Origin of the sequence: Clostridium ganghwense, from assembly GCF_026735165.1 — a bacterium.
GTDB lineage: Bacteria > Bacillota > Clostridia > Clostridiales > Clostridiaceae > Clostridium_H > Clostridium_H ganghwense.
Map to the genome: position 1 here is coordinate 124,212 of NZ_JAPQES010000007.1, position 24,902 is coordinate 149,113.

22 protein-coding genes, 1 other RNA gene and 2 pseudogenes are annotated in these 24,902 nt (G+C 26.6%); 10 read left to right on the forward strand and 15 right to left on the reverse strand.

Translation table 11 applies throughout. The features are described 5' to 3' along the window. Positions 1-47: 47 nt before the first annotated feature. Positions 48-1,100 (forward strand): annotated as a pseudogene (locus tag OXH55_RS17420) (YifB family Mg chelatase-like AAA ATPase); the annotation flags it as partial. Here the strand turns inward: OXH55_RS17420 and OXH55_RS17425 are convergent. The 8 genes and pseudogenes from OXH55_RS17425 to OXH55_RS17460 all read right to left on the reverse strand — a co-directional run bounded on the left by OXH55_RS17425 (position 1,078) and on the right by OXH55_RS17460 (position 10,211). Beyond that, a complete protein-coding gene (locus OXH55_RS17425; RefSeq protein WP_268051383.1) occupies positions 1,078-2,643 on the reverse strand; it encodes a recombinase family protein in 1,566 nt (521 codons plus the stop codon). The pseudogene OXH55_RS17420 and the gene OXH55_RS17425 overlap by 23 nt on opposite strands. Before the next feature lie 174 nt (positions 2,644-2,817). After that, the gene (locus OXH55_RS17430; RefSeq protein WP_268051384.1) at positions 2,818-3,126 is read right to left on the reverse strand and encodes a hypothetical protein; all 309 of its coding nucleotides are present in this window, start codon (positions 3,124-3,126) and stop codon (positions 2,818-2,820) included. Positions 3,127-3,347: 221 nt separating this feature from the next. Further along, complete coding sequence (locus OXH55_RS17435) at positions 3,348-4,022, reverse strand: hypothetical protein (protein WP_268051386.1); 675 nt, start codon at positions 4,020-4,022, stop codon at positions 3,348-3,350. A 239-nt stretch (positions 4,023-4,261) separates the two neighbouring features. Beyond that, positions 4,262-4,448: non-coding RNA, 6S RNA (ssrS, locus tag OXH55_RS17440), on the reverse strand. Positions 4,449-5,395: 947 nt separating this feature from the next. Continuing rightward, positions 5,396-6,652 carry a hypothetical protein gene (locus OXH55_RS17445; RefSeq protein ID WP_268051388.1) on the reverse strand — a complete coding sequence of 419 codons (1,257 nt, stop codon included), beginning with the start codon at positions 6,650-6,652 and terminating at the stop codon, positions 5,396-5,398. 942 nt (positions 6,653-7,594) lie between these two features. Next, a pseudogene (locus OXH55_RS17450) lies at positions 7,595-8,125 on the reverse strand (FRG domain-containing protein); the annotation flags it as partial. 15 nt (positions 8,126-8,140) lie between these two features. Further along, positions 8,141-8,314, reverse strand: coding sequence for a hypothetical protein (locus tag OXH55_RS17455; protein ID WP_268051390.1), 174 nt, complete (start codon positions 8,312-8,314; stop codon positions 8,141-8,143). Between the two features lie 361 nt (positions 8,315-8,675). Further along, positions 8,676-10,211 (reverse strand): serine/threonine-protein kinase, encoded by a 1,536-nt coding sequence (locus tag OXH55_RS17460; RefSeq protein ID WP_268051392.1) that lies wholly within the window; start codon positions 10,209-10,211, stop codon positions 8,676-8,678. A 303-nt stretch (positions 10,212-10,514) separates the two neighbouring features. Between OXH55_RS17460 and OXH55_RS17465 the strand changes: the two genes are divergently transcribed. Further along, on the forward strand, positions 10,515-10,871 hold the full coding sequence (locus tag OXH55_RS17465) for a hypothetical protein (RefSeq protein ID WP_268051393.1): 357 nt from the start codon (positions 10,515-10,517) through the stop codon (positions 10,869-10,871). 783 nt (positions 10,872-11,654) lie between these two features. Here the strand turns inward: OXH55_RS17465 and OXH55_RS17470 are convergent. From OXH55_RS17470 to OXH55_RS17490, 5 genes are all read right to left on the reverse strand, one after another. Then, positions 11,655-12,422, reverse strand: a complete 768-nt coding sequence (locus OXH55_RS17470; RefSeq protein WP_268051394.1) for a DUF1829 domain-containing protein — start codon at positions 12,420-12,422, stop codon at positions 11,655-11,657. 11 nt (positions 12,423-12,433) lie between these two features. After that, a complete protein-coding gene (locus tag OXH55_RS17475) occupies positions 12,434-12,883 on the reverse strand; it encodes a DUF6978 family protein (RefSeq protein WP_268051395.1) in 450 nt (149 codons plus the stop codon). Positions 12,884-14,243: 1,360 nt separating this feature from the next. Further along, on the reverse strand, positions 14,244-15,212 hold the full coding sequence (locus OXH55_RS17480) for a hypothetical protein (RefSeq protein ID WP_268051396.1): 969 nt from the start codon (positions 15,210-15,212) through the stop codon (positions 14,244-14,246). Positions 15,213-15,968: 756 nt separating this feature from the next. Next, the gene (locus tag OXH55_RS17485) at positions 15,969-16,688 is read right to left on the reverse strand and encodes a hypothetical protein (protein WP_268051397.1); all 720 of its coding nucleotides are present in this window, start codon (positions 16,686-16,688) and stop codon (positions 15,969-15,971) included. A gap of 250 nt (positions 16,689-16,938) precedes the next feature. Next, positions 16,939-19,497, reverse strand: coding sequence for an AAA family ATPase (locus OXH55_RS17490; RefSeq protein ID WP_268051398.1), 2,559 nt, complete (start codon positions 19,495-19,497; stop codon positions 16,939-16,941). A gap of 312 nt (positions 19,498-19,809) precedes the next feature. On the opposite strand from OXH55_RS17490, the gene OXH55_RS17495 reads away from it, so the two are divergent. Beyond that, positions 19,810-19,974, forward strand: coding sequence for a hypothetical protein (locus tag OXH55_RS17495; protein ID WP_268051399.1), 165 nt, complete (start codon positions 19,810-19,812; stop codon positions 19,972-19,974). Here the strand turns inward: OXH55_RS17495 and OXH55_RS17500 are convergent. Then, positions 19,971-20,384: a helix-turn-helix domain-containing protein gene (locus OXH55_RS17500; protein ID WP_268051401.1), complete on the reverse strand. Its 414-nt coding sequence runs from the start codon at positions 20,382-20,384 to the stop codon at positions 19,971-19,973. The genes OXH55_RS17495 and OXH55_RS17500 overlap by 4 nt on opposite strands. A gap of 153 nt (positions 20,385-20,537) precedes the next feature. Between OXH55_RS17500 and OXH55_RS17505 the strand changes: the two genes are divergently transcribed. From OXH55_RS17505 to OXH55_RS17520, 4 genes are all read left to right on the forward strand, one after another. Beyond that, a complete protein-coding gene (locus tag OXH55_RS17505; protein ID WP_268051402.1) occupies positions 20,538-20,759 on the forward strand; it encodes a helix-turn-helix transcriptional regulator in 222 nt (73 codons plus the stop codon). 87 nt (positions 20,760-20,846) lie between these two features. Next, positions 20,847-21,158 carry a hypothetical protein gene (locus OXH55_RS17510; protein ID WP_268051403.1) on the forward strand — a complete coding sequence of 104 codons (312 nt, stop codon included), beginning with the start codon at positions 20,847-20,849 and terminating at the stop codon, positions 21,156-21,158. Between the two features lie 52 nt (positions 21,159-21,210). Beyond that, a complete protein-coding gene (locus OXH55_RS17515) occupies positions 21,211-21,459 on the forward strand; it encodes a hypothetical protein (protein WP_268051404.1) in 249 nt (82 codons plus the stop codon). A 288-nt stretch (positions 21,460-21,747) separates the two neighbouring features. Beyond that, positions 21,748-21,960, forward strand: a complete 213-nt coding sequence (locus OXH55_RS17520; RefSeq protein WP_268051405.1) for a hypothetical protein — start codon at positions 21,748-21,750, stop codon at positions 21,958-21,960. Here the strand turns inward: OXH55_RS17520 and OXH55_RS17525 are convergent. Continuing rightward, positions 21,917-22,471 (reverse strand): hypothetical protein, encoded by a 555-nt coding sequence (locus OXH55_RS17525; protein ID WP_268051406.1) that lies wholly within the window; start codon positions 22,469-22,471, stop codon positions 21,917-21,919. The genes OXH55_RS17520 and OXH55_RS17525 overlap by 44 nt on opposite strands. 79 nt (positions 22,472-22,550) lie before the next feature. On the opposite strand from OXH55_RS17525, the gene OXH55_RS17530 reads away from it, so the two are divergent. From OXH55_RS17530 to OXH55_RS17540, 3 genes are all read left to right on the forward strand, one after another. Continuing rightward, on the forward strand, positions 22,551-22,745 hold the full coding sequence (locus OXH55_RS17530) for a hypothetical protein (protein WP_268051407.1): 195 nt from the start codon (positions 22,551-22,553) through the stop codon (positions 22,743-22,745). Positions 22,746-22,802: 57 nt separating this feature from the next. Beyond that, complete coding sequence (locus OXH55_RS17535) at positions 22,803-22,952, forward strand: hypothetical protein (protein WP_268051408.1); 150 nt, start codon at positions 22,803-22,805, stop codon at positions 22,950-22,952. 261 nt (positions 22,953-23,213) lie between these two features. Then, a complete protein-coding gene (locus tag OXH55_RS17540) occupies positions 23,214-24,890 on the forward strand; it encodes an AAA family ATPase (protein WP_268051409.1) in 1,677 nt (558 codons plus the stop codon). The last annotated feature ends 12 nt before the right edge of the window (positions 24,891-24,902 follow it).

Sequence of the window (24,902 nt, forward strand, 5' to 3'; positions counted from 1 at the left end):
GATTACATAAAAAATAAGTGGTAATAATTTTATTTAGAGGTGATTTGATGGCAATAAAAATAAATTCAGCAACATTTACTGGAATAAATGGAACAATTGTTAATGTAGAAGTTGATATATCTCCAGGTTTACCAGCTTTTAATATTGTTGGTTTAGCAGATACCGCAGTAAAAGAATCTAAAGAAAGAGTAAGAGCAGCAATTATAAATTCAGGTTTTGAATTTCCTATTAAAAGAATAACTATTAATCTTGCTCCTGCGGATTTGAGGAAAGAAGGTTCATTATTTGATTTACCTATAGCATTAGGAATTTTAACAGCAACTCAACAAGTAAATATGAATGATATAGAAAATTTTATATTTATGGGAGAGTTATCATTATTGGGAGAACTAAAAAAGGTTAAAGGGTCACTACCTATTGTGATTGAAGGTGTTAATAATGGTATTAGTGACTTTATTGTTCCTATTGATAATGCAGAAGAATGTTCAGTTATTAATAAAGCCAATATTTATCCTTTTGAAAATTTAAAACAAGTAATTTATTTTATTAAATATAGAGATTTAATGCCTTTTAAAAACAAAGGAATCAACAATAATAATTGTTTTTTTAATGATTTCAGTGAGGTTATTGGACAAGAAAGTTGTAAAAGAGCTGTAGAAGTAGCAGCATCTGGAGGACATAATATAATTTTGCATGGATCGCCTGGATGTGGTAAGACAATGATAGCAAAGAGAATTCCTACAATATTACCAAAATTGACTTATGAAGAATCTTTAGAAGTAACAAAAATATATAGCATTTCTGGAAATTTAGAAAAAACAAATGGTTTGATTGTAGAAAGACCCTTTAGAAGTCCTCATCATACATGTTCTTCTATAGCTTTAGTGGGCGGCGGCAGTAAACTTATACCTGGAGAAATTTCGTTAGCTCATAATGGAGTGCTATTTTTAGATGAGATATTAGAATTTAATAAGAAAGTTTTAGAGGTTTTAAGACAGCCCTTAGAAGACAGAGTTATAAAAATTTCTAGACTTAGTGGAAGTGTTACGTATCCAGCTAATTTTATGCTTGTTGGTGCTATGAATCCTTGTCCGTGTGGTTAACAACATTGAAAAAAGAATATTTAACGGATATGCTAGCTTTTAATCTTCCATTAACTTCATTAGTGTTTATTATTATTTCTTTAACTAAAGATCTAATAATATTTCTTTTTTCCTCAAAAGACAGTTCTTTTTTTATTTTTATTTGAAAGTCTTTTAATAATGTTTCAGCACTATCAAATTTTTGTTTTAAGTTTATAGTAGAATTAATACTTTTATCAATTTCAGTTATTATTTTTTGAGTAGCTGTAGTTTCTTCATCTATCTTTTGTAATTGGATTTCCACATCTTTAGCAGTTATAATATTTTTACGGAATAAGTCTAGTATAGATTGTTTTTCTGCTTCTTTATTGTTCATTTGAGCTAATAGAGTTTTCTTTTCTTGCTGTAGCTTATTAATTTCTCCTTTGTTATCTTTTATATTCTCCTCTAAAACCTTAATAATTTCTCCAGGATTATTTATAAAATTAACTGTATCATTCCATACCATTTCTTCAATAAATAAAGCAGGTATGTTTTTACTAGAGCATTTACCTTGTTTAGGTCCTCTATAAGCAGTCTTACCACCACAAATATAATAGAATTTTGTATCAGATCCATAGCGAACTCCTTGATAAGTAAGGCCACACTCACCACATTTAATTAATCCTCTTAGAAGATAACTTCTTTTAGCATTTTTCATAGATTCAATTTGATTATTGGTCAAGACTTGTTGAGCTTTATTCCAAATATCCTCAGATACTATAGCTGGAACCTTTCTTTCTATTAACTCACGTTGTTTTTTAGAACGTTTCCCATATTCATGTATACCCATATAAGTTTTATTTCTTATCATTCTTATTATATTATTAGGTCTCCATATATTAGCTGTTTTACCTCTATGGTCCTTACTATAATGAGTTGGCATTTTCATAGTATTTAAGTAATTTGCAAGTTTTATAGTACTATAACCTTTATTAGCGACCATATCAAAAATTAATCTTACTATATCAGCTTCGCTTATATTAACATTAGGAATAGTTTTATTGTTTATCTGAGGGTATTTATTTTTATCTACATAATATCCATAGGGAACTATACCTCCAAGCCATCTTCCATCTCTAGCAGCACGATTAGCACCATGCCACATACGTTCTAAAATAGTTTCTCTTTCTAAGTCAGCAACTCCAGCAAGCATTGTAATCATGAAGCGACCACTAGGATTAGAAGTGTCAAAAGGCTCTGTCATACTCTTAATTTGTATTCCGTAGCTTTCTAGCTCATATATTGAGTTTAAAGTAACTCTGGCAGATCTACCTAATCTATCTAATTTATAAACCAATAAGGTATCAAAATTTTTATTTTTAGCATCTTCAATTAATTGTTTACCTTCAGGTCTTTGTTCAAGTGGAATAGTACCTGAAATACCTTCTTCTTTATAAAACTTGTATATATCTAATTGATGTAAATCACAATATTTATTAGCAAAAATAACTTGATTTTCAATCGTGTCTCTACCAACCTGTTCTTCTGTGCTCACCCGATTGTATACTGCTACCTTCATATTATTTATTCCTCCTTAGTTTCAAAAAATAATAAAAACCCACTACAAGCTTTTAGACTTGTAAATGGGTTTCATGAACCTCTATATATAGATTTTTTGAACCTCAAATTGGGTTTCTAACTAGAATATACCAAACATTTGTTTGTGTGTCAATATTTAAATATAATTATTATATTACTCATATTTAGCATATCCTTTCATCTTACTTACTATTTTAAATAAATAATTCAAAAAATGAAAAGGTATTGGAGAGCCTACGACATATATATTTTCTAGATTATATATAATAATTATTACTCCTAATGCTATCATATATATTGAATTTGCAATTGAAAAATACAGTTGTAACTTAAAGAAACTTTCTTCTTTTAGCACAATCATTTTTTCACTTCTATGATACCATATAACTTTATTTCTGGATAAAATGGAATACATTAAATAAATTAACCCTATAATAATTGGACATAGACCTAACCAGTTCAAATTATCCCTCATTTCCCTCATATCATAATACAATTTTCTAATAAATTACTTTTAGATAATTATATCATAGTATTACATATATTAGCTATTTGATATTTATTTACCTATGAATTATAGAAGAGATAGGGGAGAGACATATAAAAAAGTGCTAAAGAATTAGTACTTTTAGTGTTGTATAATCTAATAGTATGATATATGTTTTATTTACTTGAAAGGTTAAGTCATTTAACCCATTTTTCTAATGGCTCTAATACATTTTTATATAAATCATATTCACTTATTGTATTCAAATTATTATTATCTACATCATTTTTTATAAATGGGACTTCAATATAAAAATTTAACCACATCCAGTCAAGGTATTCCAACGTTGATAGACTTTCAGGAATCTGAGATATTCTCGTTATTTGGTTAAGGTTATCTAACTTATTACTACTTTTAATAGTTTCAATTCTGTCTTCATATACAACATAATGATATTCTAATTTCGCAATATCATCTATATAACCATCAACTGAGAAGTAGATTGATTGTTGATTATTCTTGATAATTTCAGAAATAATCTCATCTATTTTTCCAGATTTCATATCTTCATAGAATTGATACCATATCCAATTCCTATTGATGATTTGATTAGGATCATATAATCCACATGCTTTTGGTCCTAGACCTTTTTCTACGTATAGGCCTATCAACATTGTTTTATCTTCTATCAAAAATGAATATTTACCATAATTGTAAGCAGGGCAACTTGTGCTTGGTATTAATAACCACCTTGTGGTAGCAGGATGATACCTATCCAAAGGTCTAGCAGTATATCTTTTGTTTTTGTCACTCATAAATTTTTTAAATGAGTTTGCAGCTTCACTTTGATTGCTATATGGTAAACGATACATGTTCAAACCCCCTAAACTTAAATAAAATATATCTAATGAAATTATGTTCACTATCAATATATATATTTAAAAGGGTGTTAATGTATTATTATAATATAAAACAATACTACATTAATACAATTTATATCATGTAATACTTAATAAATCTAATTAATCTAATATAGGGGCAAATAAAAAAGAGAGGCATGTCTGCCTCGCTTATAATATAAGTACTTATCTTATTGATATTAAATTAAATTTATAGATCCAAAATACCGCTGCTCTGATTTTGACACCTATCTCTCGATAGGTGGGTGTTCTCACAAATGTTTTGCTGTTCTTGCCACTCAAAGTTGGTCTTATAGGACTAATCCACATTTAGATATTGAACTCCCGTATAAATGATGTAGGTTCAAAATAAGAGCGCTACAAATATTCCAGATAATTAACTTGGTTATTTATATTTAAAATTTGTTGAAACAACTTTACCGGAAGACTATTATATAAAGATTATATATATAATTCAATAACTTTTTAAAGGTAATAAAAGAAAGTTTTACAAGTAGTATCTGAAAATAAATTATCTAAATAGAAAAATGGGGGAGGGGATAATGTAAAAAGTGCTAACCTATATTAGCACTTTTAGTATTGGGTCATAATATTTTTAATATTGTTATGTAGGATAATAATTTTATTATATTTGTTGTTTGTAAGATAGCACTTTAGAAAGACATTTTTTAGTTTTACTACAGAAATACCTTATTTACAGGAAACTAATCTATATAAAATAGTTATAGTTAGGAACTAATGTTTAAAAAAAGCTTGTACCCCCAATTAACCTTAGAGGAATAACTATTTTTGAACGGAAGGAGTATAGCTTAGAACCCTAAAGTAGTACCTAAGGATTGCAAAGCTGCATTTAGTGCAGAGAAAAATAACAGCTTGTACAAAGCTTCATTAGTATATGCTAGGTTAAGATTTAAAAGAAATATTTATATTAACACATAATGTAGATTAAACGGCGTAATCACTGAAATAAAATGTATGAAAAATGTTCTTTGAAAATGTAATAATATGATAATAAGATGAAAAAAAATAGTTTTAATACAAAACTTTAAGTAATAATATGACACATAGGTTATGCATCAAGGATAACCTTTATGATAATAGGTATAAAAAGGAAATCAACCTTAGATATAAATACTTTATTTTTTGATGAAATAGATGAAAAAAATTATATTAATGAATAGGAAAGTTACTTTAATTCAAAACTTAGCATTATTTGTTTAAAGTGTTCTATATTTTTATAATATTTTATAAAAATAAGTATTATATACATACACTACAGTTAGTAATATTATAAGAAAAGGAGAGTTAATCTCCTTTTCTCTAAATTAAATTTTGTTTTCAATATCTAATAATATAAACTTTTTACTGCCTTCAATTGGAAATTGAGAAGTATATACTATATTGAAAAATGGAAATACGTTCATAATAGTTATTTCAGGGTTATCACTTAACATTGAAATATTATTAGTTGAATTAGAATTAGCACCTGATAGTATGTTTTCAATAGCATTTTGAATTTCATTTCTTTCTTGTTGAGTCAGATTATTAAGTTTTTTTTCTAAACCATTAAATACTAAAATAGTTAGTTTTGAAGCATTATTGTCAAGTATAAATTCTTTTACATCATGATTACTATTTATATGGGAAAGGCTTTTACGATATTTTTTATGTTGCTTGCTTACATGGTTTGAATGAACGGTTTCTTCAAGTTTGTCCCAAATTTTATCACCATTATTCATTAATATATATATAATCCAAGTAAATGTCAAAAGAATAAAGCTAACTATAAAATATGATGGTTTAAGAACTTTATTATATAAAAGAATTACTTCAATAATAAAGAAAACTGAACTAATAAATATACACGCTTTTGCAGCTAAATACCTTCCCATATTCTTAGCTCCTGTTGCTACGGATAATATTAACGTAGGGAGTGCAGATAAAAATATGATTAATAAGTTAATAATATCACTATTAGAACTATCAGTTTTAGGAGGAACAATTTTAATAGTATAGTCCTTACCAGAGTGAGCCATAGGTAAGGCTTGTGGCGAATGAGATATTTCACCTTTGTCCTCTGTATCAGCAATATAATCGTCTAAAATTTTAAAATATATCTGTTCTCCATAATCTATGACATTTGAATAAGAAAAACTTGAAGAAATTTTGTGAAGCAAATTTTCATCAAGTGAGGGAACAAATAGGGTTTTTCCAACTGTATTTTGAGAAAAGTGTACTCCTTTAGCTAGCCCGTTATTTTTGTAATCGCATAAAATCTCCATGTTCTTTTCAACTTTTGTAGGAAAGACTAGTACTAAACCATATGCATTTCCATTATAAATAGAAACTAGAGACGAATTTAATGAATCTTTAGCATCTTTTAAATGAAATGGTACGGGAATGATAATTGGTTTTTTTGCATCCGTAACATTGATAGATATAACTACTGATGAAATCTCCCCTTTATCTAATAAAAAAGTGATTTTGGAATCATTTGGATAAACGTTTGAAAGTGCAGTAATTGGGCATATAAATATCAAGTAAATAGTAAATAGTAAGATTAAAAAGATCCTTTTATTCATATAAACACCCTTTAAAACCTTAACATAAGATTATTTAATGTGCCCAAAATCATTATAAATATAATAAAAAACCAAGTAATCACTAAAAAATAAAAAATTAATAAAAGCCTTTTTGAAAGCTTTAAAATACTTGATGTCTTATGATTGTTAATAAAATTAAAATCTTTAGATTTTAATTTACTAGCTCCAATACTATATTCTTCTTTGTTTAATATTGAGGGTTCAGTAGATTTTAAATTATTTAATATATTCTTTTTCTCCTTATAGTTTTCAGTTATAAGAATTTGAATGGCTCTATTTAAAATTGAATATAGCAATAACAAGCTTAAGCATAGAATTCCTCCTATTATAATACAGAAAATAAGAATATATTTTCCCATTTCGCCTCTAATGTAGTTAGATATATTATGTATAAGTAACAGATAAGACGAAAGGGTAAATATAATGAAAATAAATAATCCACTAAATAACCCAATGAAAAGACAAATTGAGTTGTTTTTATGTATGGTGTTTTTTAGCCTCACATTAATTCCTCCTTTATAAATTTAATAAAAGCAATAAATAGTTTTCTGTTTATAATAACTCCATAATTTAATATATACTAAATAATTACAAATTTTCATATACATAATACATAGAAATAAAATGCAGTTAATATAATATACACTATAAAAAATGATTAAAAATGTTGAATTCAACGAATAATTTAACACAATATTATATTTTTCAAAATTAAGTTTATGTCGTTTTTACGTCGCATTTTGAAAAAATACGTAACTACAAATACAATATAATTATACCAACATAATCCAAAATACTATAAATATATATTGGGAATATATCTCAATTATTAATACTATCGGAATATTCAAATTGGGGAGCACTATAATTAAAAATATAAAGATAAAAAGTGCCTGCAGAGTACTTTTAAAAAAGAAATATTTAATTTTCACTATCTGCAGCAACAAAATTTTCAATTTGTTTGCTAGTCCAATAATTTATATTTTCCATGTGCCAGTTTACATGTTTACAAAGACCCTCTAAATCTGGAAACATTGATGCTTTATTAATTCCATAAAAACTTAAATCAAATAGCAGTTCTTTTCTATATTTTTTGTCTATAATAATTTTTTCTAATTTACAATTTTTACCTTTGTCTTTATCAAGTTCAAGTGTAGCTGGAAAATGAACAGTAAAAATTCCACTTTGCCTTATTATTCTTTTGCTTGCTCCATTAGGCTTGAATTTTCCGATAGTGTGATAATTATCAAATGGACCAATAGAATCAGTAATTAAATGTTTAGGATCTAAATATGCATATATAACAGCTTCTGTATTAATATATTTTTCTACAGCAAAAAATGCTGCAACCAAAGGATTATATGTCCAATCAAGAAGTCGTGTAGCTAGACCATGATGTTGTGCAATTGCAAGTAAATCCCAATCATTATATTTTTCAGTACCTATAAATTCTTTAGCACGTCTTTTTCAACCCATAAAAAAATCTTTATCTGAACATTTGTTATATGGTGCACGACCAGCCTTAGGTATTAATTTCCATGATATATCAGCTTGTCCTCTAAATAACCATCGGCTATCTTTTTTATATTTGGATAAAGAATTATGTAATTCTTCAAAACGTGTAATTCTTACTTCGTTCATTCTTATTCCTCCATAAATCAATATAAATATATTTGTTACATTTTAGATAGTATATTTTACAAGATGCTATAATATATTAATTATTGCTTTAATTGCAAACAAGTGTTAATAATGAATACTTGTACAATTATACAAAATAATACCAAAAAAATCTAAACAATTATTGGAAATATAAATTATTTTAGGAATATTACAGAAAAACAAATGAGTTATTATAAAGTCTAAGATTTTAATAAAGAGTAGGGGAGAGAAGTCTATTTTAAATAAAGTATATAATGTAAAAAGTGCTAATCTATATTAGCACTTTTCAAGTATTATTTTCTATATGAACCTTTTATCGTAACTGAGTTAACATAGCTCATCAACTGTTATATCTAAAAATGTACTCATAAAATTTGTTCATATCTAGTGGAAATATTTTTGAATTATACCTATTCATAACATTAATATTCTGAATTTCTTTCTCTAGTTCAGAAAGCTCAAAACCAAACGGTTCAGGTCTTCGTCTTCTTGAAAAACCACTATTGGTGTTTTCCATTAAAAACCACTCCCCGTATATTTCTCCAGTTTTTTCTAATAAAAAAATATTAAACCCTATTTGTTCATTGCTATAAAGTCTACCCCACGCAAATATTCTTCTATTTTTTAATACTGGCATTTCAACTTGAGTTCTTGTTATTATCTCTCCAAAATCATTATATTCTCGGGTTCTAACAAAATCTCTTTCTAACAATGCAACAAGTTCTATTGTTAATACCTTTCCTGATACAAGTGTTATAGTATTTCTAATCAGCTTTTCATCATAATTACTACCTACTTCTAGTTTTATATTACCATTAGGATATTTTGAATTAAAATTATCAACAAATTTGTTTAAAAGTGCAAAAATAGATGTATTGTACTGATACTTCACTAATTTGCAAAAATCAGTAGTTTCTTTTTTCTTACGTTCTTCTTCAGCCTTTTCTTTCTGAAAAGTAGTGTCTTTTTGTAATCGAGTATTTAACATACTATCAATTATATCATCAATATTAGATTTTTCTGTTTTGTCAGTAACTAAATACTGCTTTATTTCATCCCAATTATTAAATCGTTTCGAGGTTGATTTTTCAAGCATTTTCATTATTAGTGAACCAATGCTTGGGGTAATATGTTTATTAATATTTTTAGGATTATCTGGTATACAATATAGGTGTGCTTCTTTCCAAAGGCTTACATCACCGTCATTCACTACTTTGTATGGATGCTGCAATGTAGCTAATTCATAGAATACAATTCCCATAGCGTATATATCCATTTGAATTGTATTTTTGTCATTATTCCAAGCTTCAGGTGCAATATACTTTAATGTCCCATATCCTTTAAAAGACATTGTCCTTGTCCTTTCACCTGCAACTTTAGATAATCCAAAATCAGTTATTTTAAGTTGAGAACTATCAACAAGAATGTTATCAGGTTTTATATCTCTATGAACCAATTTTTCGTTTATTGCTGACATACCGTTTGATAACTGGATAAACATTTGCAGCAATTGATTATTATCAAAAAATTTTCCTGAAAGCTTTTGTTTTTTTAAAATATCGGTCAACGTTCCTTGATCTGCATAATCCATTATAATATAAGGTGGCAATTCTGGAAAAGTTGTACCATTATGTGTAAATTTATAATTTATAACATTAGGCGAAGTAATTTTAGTAGCCATATTTATCTCATTTTCAAATGCTGCTAATTTGCTATCGTCCTGAAAAGAAGTTGAAACAGTTTTAATAGCATAAGTTAATCCATTGGTCATATTTTTTGCCTTGTATACGAAACCAAAACCTCCTTCACCAATTATTTTTTCAATAACATATTCGCTACTTTCGTCTTTAATTATCGTTCCAGGTTTTATTATCATTATATTCCCTCATTTCTATTATCTTTAGATTTTTTCATAGTATTAAAAAACTGAAAGTTTCTCCCTAATTAATTACATCATATCTTTAAATTACGTAACAATCAATACTTGTACAATTATACCAAATTATGTATATAAAATCCAAACAGTTATTGGAAATATAAATTATTATAGGTATAATATAGAAGGAGTACCGATTTTTAAGTCTAAGACTTTAATAAATAATAGGGTACATACGATATAATACTGTTATCATTGTTCTAAATATAAATTTGTAAATAAATTAAAATAGAAGGTGAAGTTATGTTAGAAAATAAATGTGAAATAAGGCCAATTAGTGGAAGAGGACAAGTAATTACTTATAAAAAAACAAATGAAGTTTGGGATATTAGGTGGGGAAAAGTACATTTTGAAATTACTGATACTGACATTCAAGAGATATTGAATAATTTTTTTATTGACTCAGAAGAATGGTACCTATTAGGTTCAAGTATGGATAATCCAATTAAAGGAGGGTTAGGCGAGTATGTCCAAAACCATATACGTTCATTAACACCACGTCATGCCAGTGCAATAGCAGCTATTTTGTATAATGAAAATTTGGTAAGTATAAAAGGTAAAAAACCTATTTATCTAAAAAAATCTGACAAAACATATTAAATTAGGTTTTTGAATATACTTTGCAGTATGGGAGAGAGGTATATTTTAAAGGTATATATGTAAAAAGTGCTAGTATATATTAGTACTTTTGATGGCTGATTATTTATAATATTACTTAATATTACTTTCTTTTATCTCTTATTTGTTTAACAGTTCTAATAACCATTTTAAAAGCATTGACTAAAATTATCTTATCATTATCATCCGAAAGCTCACCTTTTAACATTAATTCTGGATACTTTATTTTATTATAATATTTATAGCTTTTTCTGTATTTGTGACATTTTTAGAGTTTGTTCAAGAATAAGTGTTGAATCTTCATTCAAAAGATAGTGTATAGTAGTGTTTAAATTATTTAGAGATCTCTTTTAATCTTTATAAAGAAAGGGTATTACTACTAAGTTCTATATTATCTAAAAAGAGGGGGATATTCCTGATTTTTAACCCATAAATTCTAAAGTATATTTTTGTTTTTATGCAAAAAATCAGTTGTTGATATATGCAATCGTCTTTATTAACTATATTATAAATAAAATATTATACTATAAATTTAATAAGTATGTACAAATATGTTAAATTGAATGAAATTATGTAATAGTGGGCTGGAAATAGGGGAGGGCAGAAAATCAAGAAAGTACTAATTTATTAGTACTTTCTTGATAAGTATAGGATATTAGTATTTTTACTTAATTATTAGAAAATAACTGAAAAACTATTTATAGTAATGACATCTATAAATGATTAAAGCTAAAATACGTAAAATAATTGTTGGTAAGTTAAGTTTTAGGCAGAAAGTTCTTTTATATACTTTTGTTTTTTTGACCAGTAAATTGGAGTTACATTGTAAGTTTCAAAAGCTGTAATGACATCAGAGTTTATTTTTTTATCCATATCATTTAAGAAAACATACATTTTAGAGTTTTTACGAATTTCATAAATATCAGTCCAAGAGAATAAAACTGCTTCGGCAGTTGATTTATTAGGGGAATTAAGTACTTTTAGATATCTATCTGGTTGTTTTTTTGATTTTGGTATTATAAAATCAAAATTATGTTCAATTCCACTTTTACCTGTAAATTTTGCATTGTCGATATAACGTATATCATATTGCTCTAAGAAATTGTTTACATCTTCTATAAATAAATTAGAAACATTATTTTTTGAAGTAACAAATAAATCATTTATAGAAATTATTGCCTGGATAAAAAAATGTTTTTTCATAGCAAAGTTTTCATGTGTAGCTTTTGTAATTAGACAGCCGTTTTTATTTTCAATTCCATAACTAGTCAATAAAGTGTTAAGTAATTCTTTCCTTTTAGGGGTAGAGAAGGAGTATCCACACATTTCTAAATCTGTTAAGGTATAGCCATCATCAGTAAGTAAATAGTTTATTTTATCAATTTTCTTTACATATAATTGTATGCAATCGTTATGTCTATCAAGAAAAGGGGTCGTTATTTCAAAAAATTCATCAAGTTGTTTAACTGTTATATTTGATTTTAACCAATTTACGTATTCATTAATCAAAGTTGAAATATACTTATCCTTCACGTTATCACCTCCTAAAGATTTGTTAATACAGGTATAAAAAGTATATTTTGGGGTATGTTGATTATATTACAATATTTTAAAAAATCATATAATAGCTGAACTAAGTCATTTGTGTTTGTAAATATATTGTTTAAAGGTTCAGCCCATTTATCACCATAACCTTCCTTGTAAATATGAATGTGAGGAGGAAGGACTTTTTCACCATCTGGATTAAAATGTGGTGGACCAGCTAAGTCAATTCTAATTAATGGTGTAGATGTTCTTTTATGTAAGTTTTGATATGTAATTTTTTCAAAATTAATTCTATTACGATATAGACTTATGTTAAAATCCTCTTTTTTATTAACGGAAATTACATCTAAAATTAATTTCTTACCTGGCTTTGGTATTATAATCTGTTTACATTTAAGTATTTCCTTTTTCATATTTTTTAAACTATTAAATTCATTATTAGTTAACAATAGGATCACCTTCTAATTTATGTATTGTGAATATTTAAAAGTCATATTTGCGTTAATTGTTTAATTTATACTAAGAATATATTAAGTAATACTTGTACAATTATACCATATAATTACATAAACTCACAAACATATACTGGGAATATATCTTATTTATTACTGTTATTCAGGGAGGAAAAATAGGGGAGAAGTAAAATAAAAAAGTGCCTAAAGTAGCACTTGTAAAAAATAATAAGATATTTATTTTTGATTATACTGGAGCTTTACACATTACATCTATTTTATAGAAGGGGAGAGAGGTATATTAAAAAAGTAGATAAAGTATATAATATAAAAAGTGCTAACCTATATTAGCACTTTTGGCGTTAAGATGTAATACTCTAATCTTGTGTAACAAGTTATCATATAATATGGGTAATATGAAGTTAAATAGACCTATAAAAATTAATTTTTGAATTATTATATTAGAACAGTCTAGGGACAGAACCCTTACAAAAAACTGAAACAGTTTTGTTGTTTCTCATTAATTCCTAGCTTTCAATTTAACTCTATAGAAACTCTTTCCTAAATTTCTTTATCATTGGTTATAATTAATAAAGTCATAAAGATTAAGATTTTAGATAATAAAAAATACTCTCATTTCTGAGAGTATAAATAATCAAATATATTAGAAAACCTAGGGGTCATTTATAAAACCATGCTATCCATTACACCATTCTCTCATGACCGCCCCTAGGATAAAAATTAACACGTTCATATACATCATCCTTTCAATTTCATTTAATTTGTTTAGAAATTCAGTGATTAAATAAGAATATAGGGTAGAAATTGTCACCCCTACAAACCACCAATCACTACTTAAATGTATATTAATTGTATCAATGAGAGAAGCCAGATTCGAACTGACACCTGCGGTATAACTAATTTAATATCTCAATAATAACTTATTTCAATATATAATGGAATTATACCACTAATATTTCATATTGTTAACAGTTATATCAATAATAGTTAAATGTATATCTTATTTTTTATTTATTCTACAGTAAAACAAGAACTATATTTAATTTTATGATACGGCTCACCGTATCATATTCTAACTCTTAATAAATTTGTTCAATACTTAATTAGTATACTATCTATATTCAAATATACATTATTAGCCTAATAGGTATATGGATAATGGAAATTACGTTATATTATCAGTTACATATTTGTTCAAGTTATTCAATTGTTGCTATGATATCTCCCCTTGACAAAATAAAGTAAGATAACTCAAAATGTTAGCTATGTTTTATGTCTAATATACTACAAAAGCATTCTATAAATCCAATTAATTTCCTAGTGTTTTTTATGATTATTAATCATCTTTGCCAAGCTTATACTCAATACAATTTGGACATATTCCTATACCTTTTCCGTCAGACTCGTAAAAAAGCGAGCCACAATCACTACAAAATTTTAGTTCTTTAACATCACAATCAAAATCACAAGAAAAACAAAATGCTCTTTCATTTTCTGAGTCTAACACAAACGTATCTTTTCCACATTGTAAACATTCGTATAAGGGATACTCACCACCATGTTTTACTGTAGAATATCCATCTATACCCATAATATTTAAAATATAGTTGTCAGCTGCTGATTCTCCAGTGTCTTCATATCCACAGAAATAGCATTTGACATTATCATCTCTAAGCAAAAAAACTTCCTGACACTCTGGACAGATGACAGCATACTCACTTAATCCTGTCTGATTTAACATTTTTTGAGCTATTGCCTTTGCATCATCATAATGTTTTGTAAGTTTTCTCATAGCATCCTTTATTTCAGTGAATAAAGTGGTTTCTTCATCACAAAAGTCATTCACATCATAATTCTCTACAAGAAATTTAATTAAAATGGATATACTCTTATGAATTAAACTTTCTACAGATAAAATTGGTTCATTAAAGTCGAAGTGTTCCGCACGATTCCTTCGTTTACGAAGGTTATTTAGTATTTTAACATCATGCTGTTCAACTTTAATGCTACATAGATTTTCAAGCCGAGAGAATAATGTGTTATTATCTACACTATGAAAATCTCCACTTATCAGTAGTTCCTTTTTGGCTTTATTCATATCAGCGAAAACGTAAGTCCAGTGTTCTTTAAAAAGACGGGATTTAAATATAAGCTCTATTCCAGATGATAAATGCAATAAAGAATATTTTATTAATCGTTTTTTCGAATATTCATCTATTGTATCTTCAGTGGCAATCATCAAGTTATTTATTGAGCACAACACAAAATCAAGACCGTTTTCTAAAACTGTATATTTTATTTTCATGATAGATCATTCCTTCTATTTAATTTATTTAAATGCCCATTATTAGACTTTTATGTTAAATAAGATTATGTTGATATACTTTGTAATACAGATTAGATATTTTTACATCTTAACTTTAATTCAACATTCATAAAAATACATTACTACAAACACTTGTATATTATACCAAAACAAACCACAATATGATAAACATATACTGGAAAAATATTTTTTTAGTTAGTCATAAATAGATAGCTTAAATAGGGGAGAAATACAACTCAAAACATAAAAATAAAAAGTGCCTACACAGCACTTTTGAAGAAGAAAATATTTGGTTATGATTATGCTGCAGCTTTACCCAACACCTCTACATCCATTTTGGAGCAGGGGAGAGAAGTCTATTTAAAAAATAGATAAAGTATATAATGTAAAAAGTGCTAATCTATATTAGCACTTTTGGTGTTGAGAGGTAAGTTGATTATGTAACAAGTTTTTCGCATAATATATGGATAATGTGAAGCTGATTATTATGTTTAAATGGTACAACATACTCTATATTTTATAATGCTCATTAAATTTTTATATGCAACATAAAATCCTGTATTTTGTATTTTGACCTTGTTTGTGCCTTAAGATGTAAAATTTTTGCAAAATACAAATGTAGCAATATCAATATTTTTAAGTTATTGAACACTATCCTAAAAATATATTTTGCGATTAGTTGAAACTAGTAAAAAATAGAATCATTATATTTCTGTACTAATCTAATATTTAACGCTATTTTTGGCAATCGCTTTCTATTTGTTTCTTAATTTCATCAAAATCGACTTTATATTTATTATTTATTTCATTATTTTCTACTGAACAATCTTTATCTAAACCTAACATTTTTTTATACTGTTTAAATCCTCTAATAATCTCAAGGATTAAATCTTTTTCAATATTATGTATTGAAATATCAAAAGCAACATAACTATGTGCTATTTGTTTCGTATTTTCATTTATATCATTTATATCTTTCTTACATTCATCTATATACATATGATAGTCACTTTTATGTTTATCTTGAAATTTACAAGCAAATTCATAAGCACTCAATAATTCAATTAATTTTGGAGATGCGTATGCTAAATTCATTTCTTTAGTTTTTTCTATAATTTCACAACGTCCTATTTGAGAAATAATTATACCATTTTTACAAGTCTCTATATCTAAAATAGGTGCACAATCAGTAGTAGACGTATCCTTGTTTGGGCAATCTTTTCTTAAAAGCATATTATCTCTAATAAATTCTTGTCTATATAGTATTTTATATAAAGGAGCATAAACACTTAATAACACTTTTTCATACATTTCTTTATTTTTTGTTTTTAAATATGTATTATAAGTCCATATACCCCCTCCTATAACACCTGCTGCAGTAATTATACTACAAACTGCATTAATCCAATCAATAGCACTTGTTTGTATTGATAATTTTATTATTGGTATTATCATTTGCGGTCCTCCCTTAATGGAAAAATAAAAAATTTATATATTACAGTTTTAACTACAACTCAAATACGTATTTAAGTCTTAATTACGGTATAATAAAGTTTTGCTATTGTACGTTATCATTCACTTAAACCTCAATAAATATGATGATTTTATACATTAGAACTTGTACCAAATATAGATAATGAGAAGCTAAAGTATATTTCATTCTAGTAGCATTTTGTTCCTGAAAATTTAAACAGCTTGAAATGTCTTAGTTCTTGTACTTTTCATAAAGCTTTAAAACAAACTCTAAATCTGTGTTAAATTCCTCTTTTGATGGCTTAACATTTTGAGTCTCATTCGGCTGACTATGTCCAAGCATATATCTGCAAGATTTATTAAATAAATTTGATACATCAGGTAAATATTGTACAAATTCTTTAGTTATTTTAGGTACAATTGTAAATCTAATATCCGGTTCATATCTTCTTATAATCTTTTTTAGAAATCCTTCCTCAACTATAAGCTCACACCATGTTCTGATATCTGAATAAGTTGCTTTTAGTTTTTGTTCAAGTACATCTCCTAAGCAACCTTTACTATTAATTCTCTGAGAAGCATTTTTTATCTTATTTGTTATCTGTTTCAAAGTTTCAAGTCTTCCTTCAGTTGATAAGGAAATTAACCCCTTATTATCTCTATCAAATTCATCAATCTTAAAGAATTTATTTTCTTTGTTTTCATTTTTACAACAGCAATTATATAGATAATAATAAAACATTATATTATGAGTAAATACAATAACTTGCCTTTGTTTTGATATTTCATAAAAAAGATTTGCAATCTTCTCAGCCCTTTTATAATCAAAAGAACTTACAGGGTCATCAAATAGTGTTGTACAATAATTTTTTCTGATTTTTAAATCCGTTACAAATTCTGCTAAAGCAATAGCTTTTTGTTCTCCTTCGCTCATAATTTCAGTAACCTTTGTATTTTCTTTTACTATATACTTACGTCTTCTTGTCTCCCCCTTATGAGGATTGAGTTTAATGCTTACATTCGGAACTCCAAGAAATTTGCAATATTCATCAAATGTACTTGTATAATCCTCAGCAACGATTTCCTCAAAAGCTTCCTTTGATTTTTTAGTCAAAGATGTTGTTTTAAATTTATTTTTTATATTATTCAAAAAATCTATATTTACTTTATATCCATACCATTTATAAAATAATTCTTTAGCTTCATAAATTTTCTTTTTCCTTAGTAATTTATCTTTAGAAATTTTTAGATTATCTATAATTTCAGTAGTTTCTTCATTTGTTTTTCCTAAATTATCAAGTCTGCTATTAATTTCATTGATTTCATTTACTAATTCTCCAATAATATTTTCAAAATTAATACTACATTTTTGGGGTACTTCTTTTTTATTATCAAGACTTTCTTTGAAAATTTTCTTGTTTTTTTCTATAAGGATAATAATGCTTTTTATTTTTTCAACAAAAACCTTTTTATCTTGATTGAATAATTGTTCATCTTCCTTTGATAAAGTTAGTGCTATCTCATCTATATAACATGATTGAATCTTTTTTTCTATTTGATTCTTTTCATCATTAGTTTCGGAATTTATATGTTCAAAACACACTTTTATTAAATCAATCTGCTCTTTTGATAAAGATTGCCCACAAAAAATACATCTATCATTTTCTTTTGGCAAATCTATTTCTATTGAGTTGTAATATTGTCTTGCTGTATTAATAAAATTAGACCATTCATTATTAACATTTGTTATATGGTGCACTTTACTGGCAAATTTCTCATTGTAGTTCTTTTCTTTTTCTAGTAACTCATCATATTGTTTTACGACTTCATTTATAGCATCAATATTTTTTGTACTTACTTTACACGATAGCAATTCAAATTTATTCTTAAGTGATTCAAGTTTTGTTTTTTGAGTATTTAAAATCTTTATTATGCTAACAGGATTTTTGCTTTGAAGCTCGTTTATATTGATATCTATCTTTTCTATTTCCTTTTGTATATCTTCTGATAATGGGTACTTAGTTTTTAAAAATTCTTCAAGTTTTGATACATTTGATACACTACTTGTTATGGTTTTTATATCTTCAGCAATTAATAAAAAAGAACTATCGATAAATATTTTATTTTGTTCAATTGTTTGTTTATTAATCATATCTTGAAGATTCAACTTAATTGAATCTAATAAATTAGTTAATTGAGAAAAATAATTTAATCCTTTAGGTAAAACACTGAATGTAAGATTATTATTTAAAAGTGGAGTAACAGAACTAGAATCAAATACATTAATTCTTGAAAGATCATTTTGTTTACTATTGATATCTACACACAAATCATACTTTTCAATATTCCCATATGAATAGGATATTATAATATTCTGATTGTCTGAAGTTGCATCAGTAGTATATATATTTGACATAATATTAAGATTCTTAGCATTTGTATAATAATTATCTGCTAACTTTCTAAAAACCTTAACATAAGATGATTTACCTGTTCCATTTTCTCCATAAAATACATTTAAGTTCTTTCCCAATTCACATGTTACTTCAGGATCTAAAGCATTTATATTCACAGGATTTTTAATTTCCTTTATGAATAATTGTGTTTGTTCTGAGTGTTGAGATAGGGAAGTAATCAAGCTAATTTCCTTATTATTTTTAATTATATCCATAATCTCTTTTGTAGTAACTTCAACATCAATCTCGTTAGTTTTTAATATAGTATTTAACAAATACTTTTTCCAGTTTATATTTTCTGTCCATTCAACTAAGAAGTCTATAGCTGTTTTCATAATAATTCCTTCTTTCTTGCGAATAAAAATATCATTACAAAGCTAAATATTTATATAGCAACATTTTAACTATTAGTTACACTATAGATAACTATTAAGTTTGTTAATGCATAATACATTTAATTGTGTAATTATCAATACTTGTACAATTATACCAAAAAATACCTAGAATATATAAACATATATTGGTAATATATCTCATTTGTTTAATAAAATACGAACAAAAACCGAACATATGTTCTTGTAAAAACGAACCAAAAGTGGTAATATAAAATTAGCCACTGGTAAATTGCCAAAAGGGGAGTTGAATAGATGAACAAAATTAAAACTCTTAAAGATACAGAAGAATGTAGACAAGTTTATAAAGATATACTTATTGAGGAATATTTTAATAAAAATATAGATAATTTAGATAAAATAGATCTAAATGTAATTACTGAAATGATAATAGAAAAAAAGAAGGATGGACAAAATTAGTTGTCCTCCTTCTTTACATTATCTGTATTTTTAGCATAAGTTTTTATTGAATGCTCAATTAAATCTAAGAGTTTTGCATCTATTTCATCTTCATTATTTACAATACCACGTCTTATAATCATTTCTTTTAATTCGTCTTTTAAAGATTCTGCTTTTTCGAATCTTTCTTTTTTATGAGTATCTATTTTTCCGATTTTATACAAAATATGTTCTAAAGACATATTCATCGCTTGGGCTATTTTTTCTATAGTATCAAGTGTGGGTTCAACTTTCTTTTTTGAATAGGGGTCTACGCCTTTTTCAAGCTTATCAATATAAGAATGACTTACATCGCATAACTTAGCAAATTCTCTTAGTGATAAATTATAAGTTTCTCTATATTTACTTATAAGTTGACCTAAAGTTTTCATGTAATCAGCTCCTTACATTTATTATAACAAGTATGTAATCAATTGTTTACGTTTTTTTTCGAAAAATATGTATTTTTTAGTTGACAATAACAAATAATAGAGTTACAATAAAATTGTAATTAATCAAATACAAAACTTAAGGAGGTGTACTTAATGAAAAACATAATTGCTAAAACTAGAAATAAAAAAAATATTTCACAAGAAACATTATCAAAGTCAGTAGGCATATCTAGACCATTTCTTTCTAATATAGAAAATGGAAAGCAAATACCGTCTTGTGATATAGCTGTGAGGATATCTAAAGTTTTAGGAGAACCAATTGAAAAAATTTTTTTTGAAGAAAGTGTACACAATAAAGAACAGAAGGCGATTTAAATGGAAAAAAACTAAAGAAAATCTGTTCACTATAGTTTATACATTTGAATTTAAAACTTGTTAGCAACTTTAAGGGAGGAGGAGAAAATGACACCAGTAGAACTAGAAAAACTTAAAAGTGAGATAAAAGCTGAAATCATGAAAGAACTTGAAAATAGTAAAGGCATAAGTAACTGGGCTAAAGTAAAAAAATCAATGGAACCAAGACTTAAACAATATAAGCGACCTCACTTAAGTCGTATAGAAAATTCATTAGCAACATTGACTAGATATACATTTGCCATAAATAGAGTAGCACTTTTAAAAGATGATACTTTAGTAGATGCTAAGAACTTTGTTTCAGAGCTTATTGATGTAATGGTTAAATATTCAGTTTGCAGTGAAGAAAAATCAGCTTAGATATGTTTTATGTACTTTGAAAATTTGAATACTGTAGAAAGGAGGTCCAGAGATGTCAACTAATAAAAATTCTGCTCCTGAGGTACCAGCTCAAGAGCAACCTAAAATTACATTTGATTATGGAGTAATAGAAACATCAAGATTTTATATCACTACTGATAAAAGTTTTTATGAAAGTATGAAAGAAAATCCTAAGTTTGTTTCAATGTTTACTCCAGAATATTTAGAGGAATTTAAAGAAGGCTATCCGCATGTACAGGATTTTCAAATTTATATTTTCTGTATCTCTCAGGAAGAATAGGGTCGGAAGATTTATTCCATTGGAATACTGCAAAAACATGAGCATTAGCCAATTTGGAAGTACCTATATAATCCCAACCACAACTTTTAAAAGAGTCAATTTCTTTTAGTTGTTGTTCAGGAGATAATCTTTCAATACTTAAACGGTATTCTTTCATAAATACTCACCACCTTTCAAGTGGTATTATTGGACAAAAATGTAAAAAATCCTTTAGGACGTAACAGTATGAAAGAACTAAAACTTACTGTTACACAGAAAATTTCAATACTGGAGAAAGGAGGTCAAAAGATGAAAAATAGAACATATCCTACAAAGCTAAATATCTATAAAGATATAGGAAATGGCGTAGTACCATCAACAAAATTAGAGAATAACCTTCTAGATAGTATAAACGCCATAAAAGTAAATATAAGCATTGATAAAACTGATTATCCAATAGAAGAAATCAATAAATCACTTAACGAAGTCTTTGAGTTAATTCTTGGATACTTTCAACAATAGCTTTTAGAGCATCATCAGTATTTTTGATTGATGGTGAAGCAGTTACGATTGTATTTCTATATGAATAATCAATATCATAGGATTCCTTAAATACTTTGCCAAGAGTTTCGTACTCTAAAGATATTTTGAAATTTTTATCAGGGTAATTTCTAAAATCAAAAGCAGATGAAATAGATTGATTTGGAGCTAAATATATATTTTGAGATTCTGTAAGTAGTGGTAAATCAAGAGAAGTAACACATTTACTATAATCTAGTTTAGGTTCAATATTTATTTTGATTAATTTACCAGCAGTTTTACCAAAGTTTTTTATTATTAGTTCATGTACTATATTGTTTGAAGTTTTTTCAATATAAAAGACAATATAAGCTCTACTTTCATCAATACGAGTATTTTTAAATTCTTTAAAATTTATGTAGCTTAGAATTGCTACAATTACAGTAGCTAGGGCAGAAAGTCCAGTCGCTATTAACATAAGCACTACATTGTATTTTTGTAAAAAAATTAACATGATATCACCACCTTTCTATATGATAATATTCTACAAAATTAGTTAAAATCCTTTAAAAATAGAAAAAGGAGGTAACAGTTTGGGTGAACTAAAACTTACTGTTACACAAGCCAAAAGAGAAGAAACAATAGAAAAAATATTAAAGCTAGTAGAAACAGAATTTGAAGAGGTGGAAGTTACAGTATTATTTACAAAAGGTTTGCTAGAAGATGCAATAAGAAAAGTAGAAGAAAGAGCTTTATTAGCACCATTAAAAATTATAAATAAAAATTAAATATTTAAGGGTTCGTGAAACAAAAGATAGATGGAACAGGAATTGGGGGAAATAAAATTGGCAGAAGATAAGAATCAATTTAGATGCCCACAGTGCAACAAATTACTTTTTATGTATGAAGTTAAAGGCAGTCTAAAAATTGAAATTAAATGTAATAGATGTAGAAGAGTTTCAACATTGATAGTTAAAGGAGGAGAACATCAGTAAACCAGTAGCAGTAGAAAAGTTTGAGATTAAATCAGGAAGATTTCAAGCTACAGTAACTAAAGAATACTATAACTCAGAAGAGGATAAAAAGGCTCAAATAGAAGCATTGAAATTTATAAAATCTTTACCAAGGTAGGAGAACAAAAGATATAAAGTGAGTTACTTATACTTATTTTTTTAAAAGCTTAAAATGCATAGATTTATCAATATATTCTATGCAGCATATAAAAAGTTAGAACAAATTTTTAGGGGGAATGAAAAGTGAATAAGTTAAAAATCAACAAAGTTTCAATGACAGGCTTTAAAAGCTACTTAGAAACAAAAGAAGTTGCTTTATCAGACTTCACAGTTATTAATGGAGACAATGCTCAAGGTAAGACAACGATAGGGGAGGCAATTTGCTGGGCATTAACTGGATGTGACTTAAACGGTAATGAAAAAGCTACAACTAGACTTATTAATAACACTAAGCCAAAACTTACAGAAGTAGCCTTAGATATTGAATTTAACGAAGAGGTCCATACAGTAGTTAGAAGGAAAAGAGGACGTTGTAATGACTTTTATTTAGATGAGAAGAAAGTTTCTACAGCTGATTTAGCTAGAGAGTTTTTTATGGCAAAAGACGTATTCCTTACAATTTTTAATCCAGTTCATTTTTCAAGCATGACACCAAAGGTTGCTAAAGATTTTCTTACAGGTGTTATGAAGGAAGTTGATAAGGAAGAGATTTTAAATGAACTAGGGACTTTTATAAAAGATAGACTTCTTAAAAATGGTTTTAGAAACTCAGTTACATTCTTACAGGATAAAAGATCAGATCTTGATGAGCTAGAAAAGGACAATATCTATCTTGAAGGTGTAATTGATGGCCAAACAAAGATAGAAATACCACAGGAAAAAAGCTTTGATGATAGTGAACTTATAAAGTTAAAAACAAAGCTTGAAGAATTGCAAAATGAAAAAAATGAAGATTTAGGATTAAAAGAGCTTGAAACTAAATTAATAGAGTTTAGGAGTTCACTTAATGTAATTCCATTTGATAAGCCAGAGTTGAAAGATGTAAAAGGATTAGAAAGAACTAGACAGGACCTACTTAGTGATTATAAGCAACTAAAGAAAGAGTATGAGAGCTTAGAAGTTAAAACAGTTACTTGTGACAAGTGTGGTAATGAAATAGATATCAATGAAATTGAAAGAAAGAGACTAACTGAAAAAATTAAAGCTATTGTAGCTAAAGGTAAGAAAATGGCTGGAGAAATTCAAACTGCTAAAGAGACTAATGAAAAGCTATTAAATGAATATACAGAGAAAGTTAATAACTATAGACTAGAAATTCAAAATGAAATAGCTAAGATTAAGGAACAAATTTCAAAAGTTCAAGAAGAAAATAAGAAAAAGAATGAAGTAGTTGAAATACAAAAGAAAGCTCTAAAAACTAAAATTCAAATTTTAGAAGATGAACAAAGAGATGTTCAAATATTTAATGCTAATATACAAAACTTACTTAAGCAGCAGGAACAAATTAATCAAAAAATACTAGATTCAAAAGAAGAGTTACAGAGAAATAAAGCAAGAAAAAGTGAACTTAAATTCTTAATAGATGGAGCTAAGCAATTTAATTCTATAAAGCTTAAAAAGCAAAGTGAGTTTATAGGTAAATATTTAGATAAAGTTACTCTTCAATTTGAAAAACTTACTAAAGATGGAGAATTAAAAGATGATTTTAAGATACTTTATGAAGGTAGAGAATTTAATATTTTATCTAATGCAGAACGTATTAAAGCAGGACTTGAAATAAGTAACTTGATAATGAATGTTATGGATTTAAAACTACCAATATTCATTGATAATGCTGAAAGCATAACTACATTTAATAAACCTGATACACAGCTAATATTAGCAAAAGTAGCAGAAGGTAAAAAATTAGAAATAGCTTAGGAGGTAATAAAA

What these genes read in the sequence shown, in the direction of transcription:
- OXH55_RS17500 (WP_268051401.1), bottom strand. Translation starts at nt 20,384, where the DNA reads ATGAAAACTTTAGGTCAACTTATAAGTAAATATAGAGAAACTTATAAT.
- OXH55_RS17435 (WP_268051386.1), bottom strand. Translation starts at nt 4,022, where the DNA reads ATGTATCGTTTACCATATAGCAATCAAAGTGAAGCTGCAAACTCATTT.
- OXH55_RS17525 (WP_268051406.1), bottom strand. Translation starts at nt 22,471, where the DNA reads ATGTTAATTTTTTTACAAAAATACAATGTAGTGCTTATGTTAATAGCG.
- OXH55_RS17465 (WP_268051393.1), top strand. Translation starts at nt 10,515, where the DNA reads ATGTTAGAAAATAAATGTGAAATAAGGCCAATTAGTGGAAGAGGACAA.
- OXH55_RS17425 (WP_268051383.1), bottom strand. Translation starts at nt 2,643, where the DNA reads ATGAAGGTAGCAGTATACAATCGGGTGAGCACAGAAGAACAGGTTGGT.
- OXH55_RS17520 (WP_268051405.1), top strand. Translation starts at nt 21,748, where the DNA reads ATGAAAAATAGAACATATCCTACAAAGCTAAATATCTATAAAGATATA.
- OXH55_RS17510 (WP_268051403.1), top strand. Translation starts at nt 20,847, where the DNA reads ATGACACCAGTAGAACTAGAAAAACTTAAAAGTGAGATAAAAGCTGAA.
- OXH55_RS17505 (WP_268051402.1), top strand. Translation starts at nt 20,538, where the DNA reads ATGAAAAACATAATTGCTAAAACTAGAAATAAAAAAAATATTTCACAA.
- OXH55_RS17455 (WP_268051390.1), bottom strand. Translation starts at nt 8,314, where the DNA reads ATGAACGAAGTAAGAATTACACGTTTTGAAGAATTACATAATTCTTTA.
- OXH55_RS17460 (WP_268051392.1), bottom strand. Translation starts at nt 10,211, where the DNA reads ATGATAATAAAACCTGGAACGATAATTAAAGACGAAAGTAGCGAATAT.
- OXH55_RS17515 (WP_268051404.1), top strand. Translation starts at nt 21,211, where the DNA reads ATGTCAACTAATAAAAATTCTGCTCCTGAGGTACCAGCTCAAGAGCAA.
- OXH55_RS17485 (WP_268051397.1), bottom strand. Translation starts at nt 16,688, where the DNA reads ATGATAATACCAATAATAAAATTATCAATACAAACAAGTGCTATTGAT.
- OXH55_RS17495 (WP_268051399.1), top strand. Translation starts at nt 19,810, where the DNA reads ATGAACAAAATTAAAACTCTTAAAGATACAGAAGAATGTAGACAAGTT.
- OXH55_RS17480 (WP_268051396.1), bottom strand. Translation starts at nt 15,212, where the DNA reads ATGAAAATAAAATATACAGTTTTAGAAAACGGTCTTGATTTTGTGTTG.
- OXH55_RS17445 (WP_268051388.1), bottom strand. Translation starts at nt 6,652, where the DNA reads ATGAATAAAAGGATCTTTTTAATCTTACTATTTACTATTTACTTGATA.
- OXH55_RS17490 (WP_268051398.1), bottom strand. Translation starts at nt 19,497, where the DNA reads ATGAAAACAGCTATAGACTTCTTAGTTGAATGGACAGAAAATATAAAC.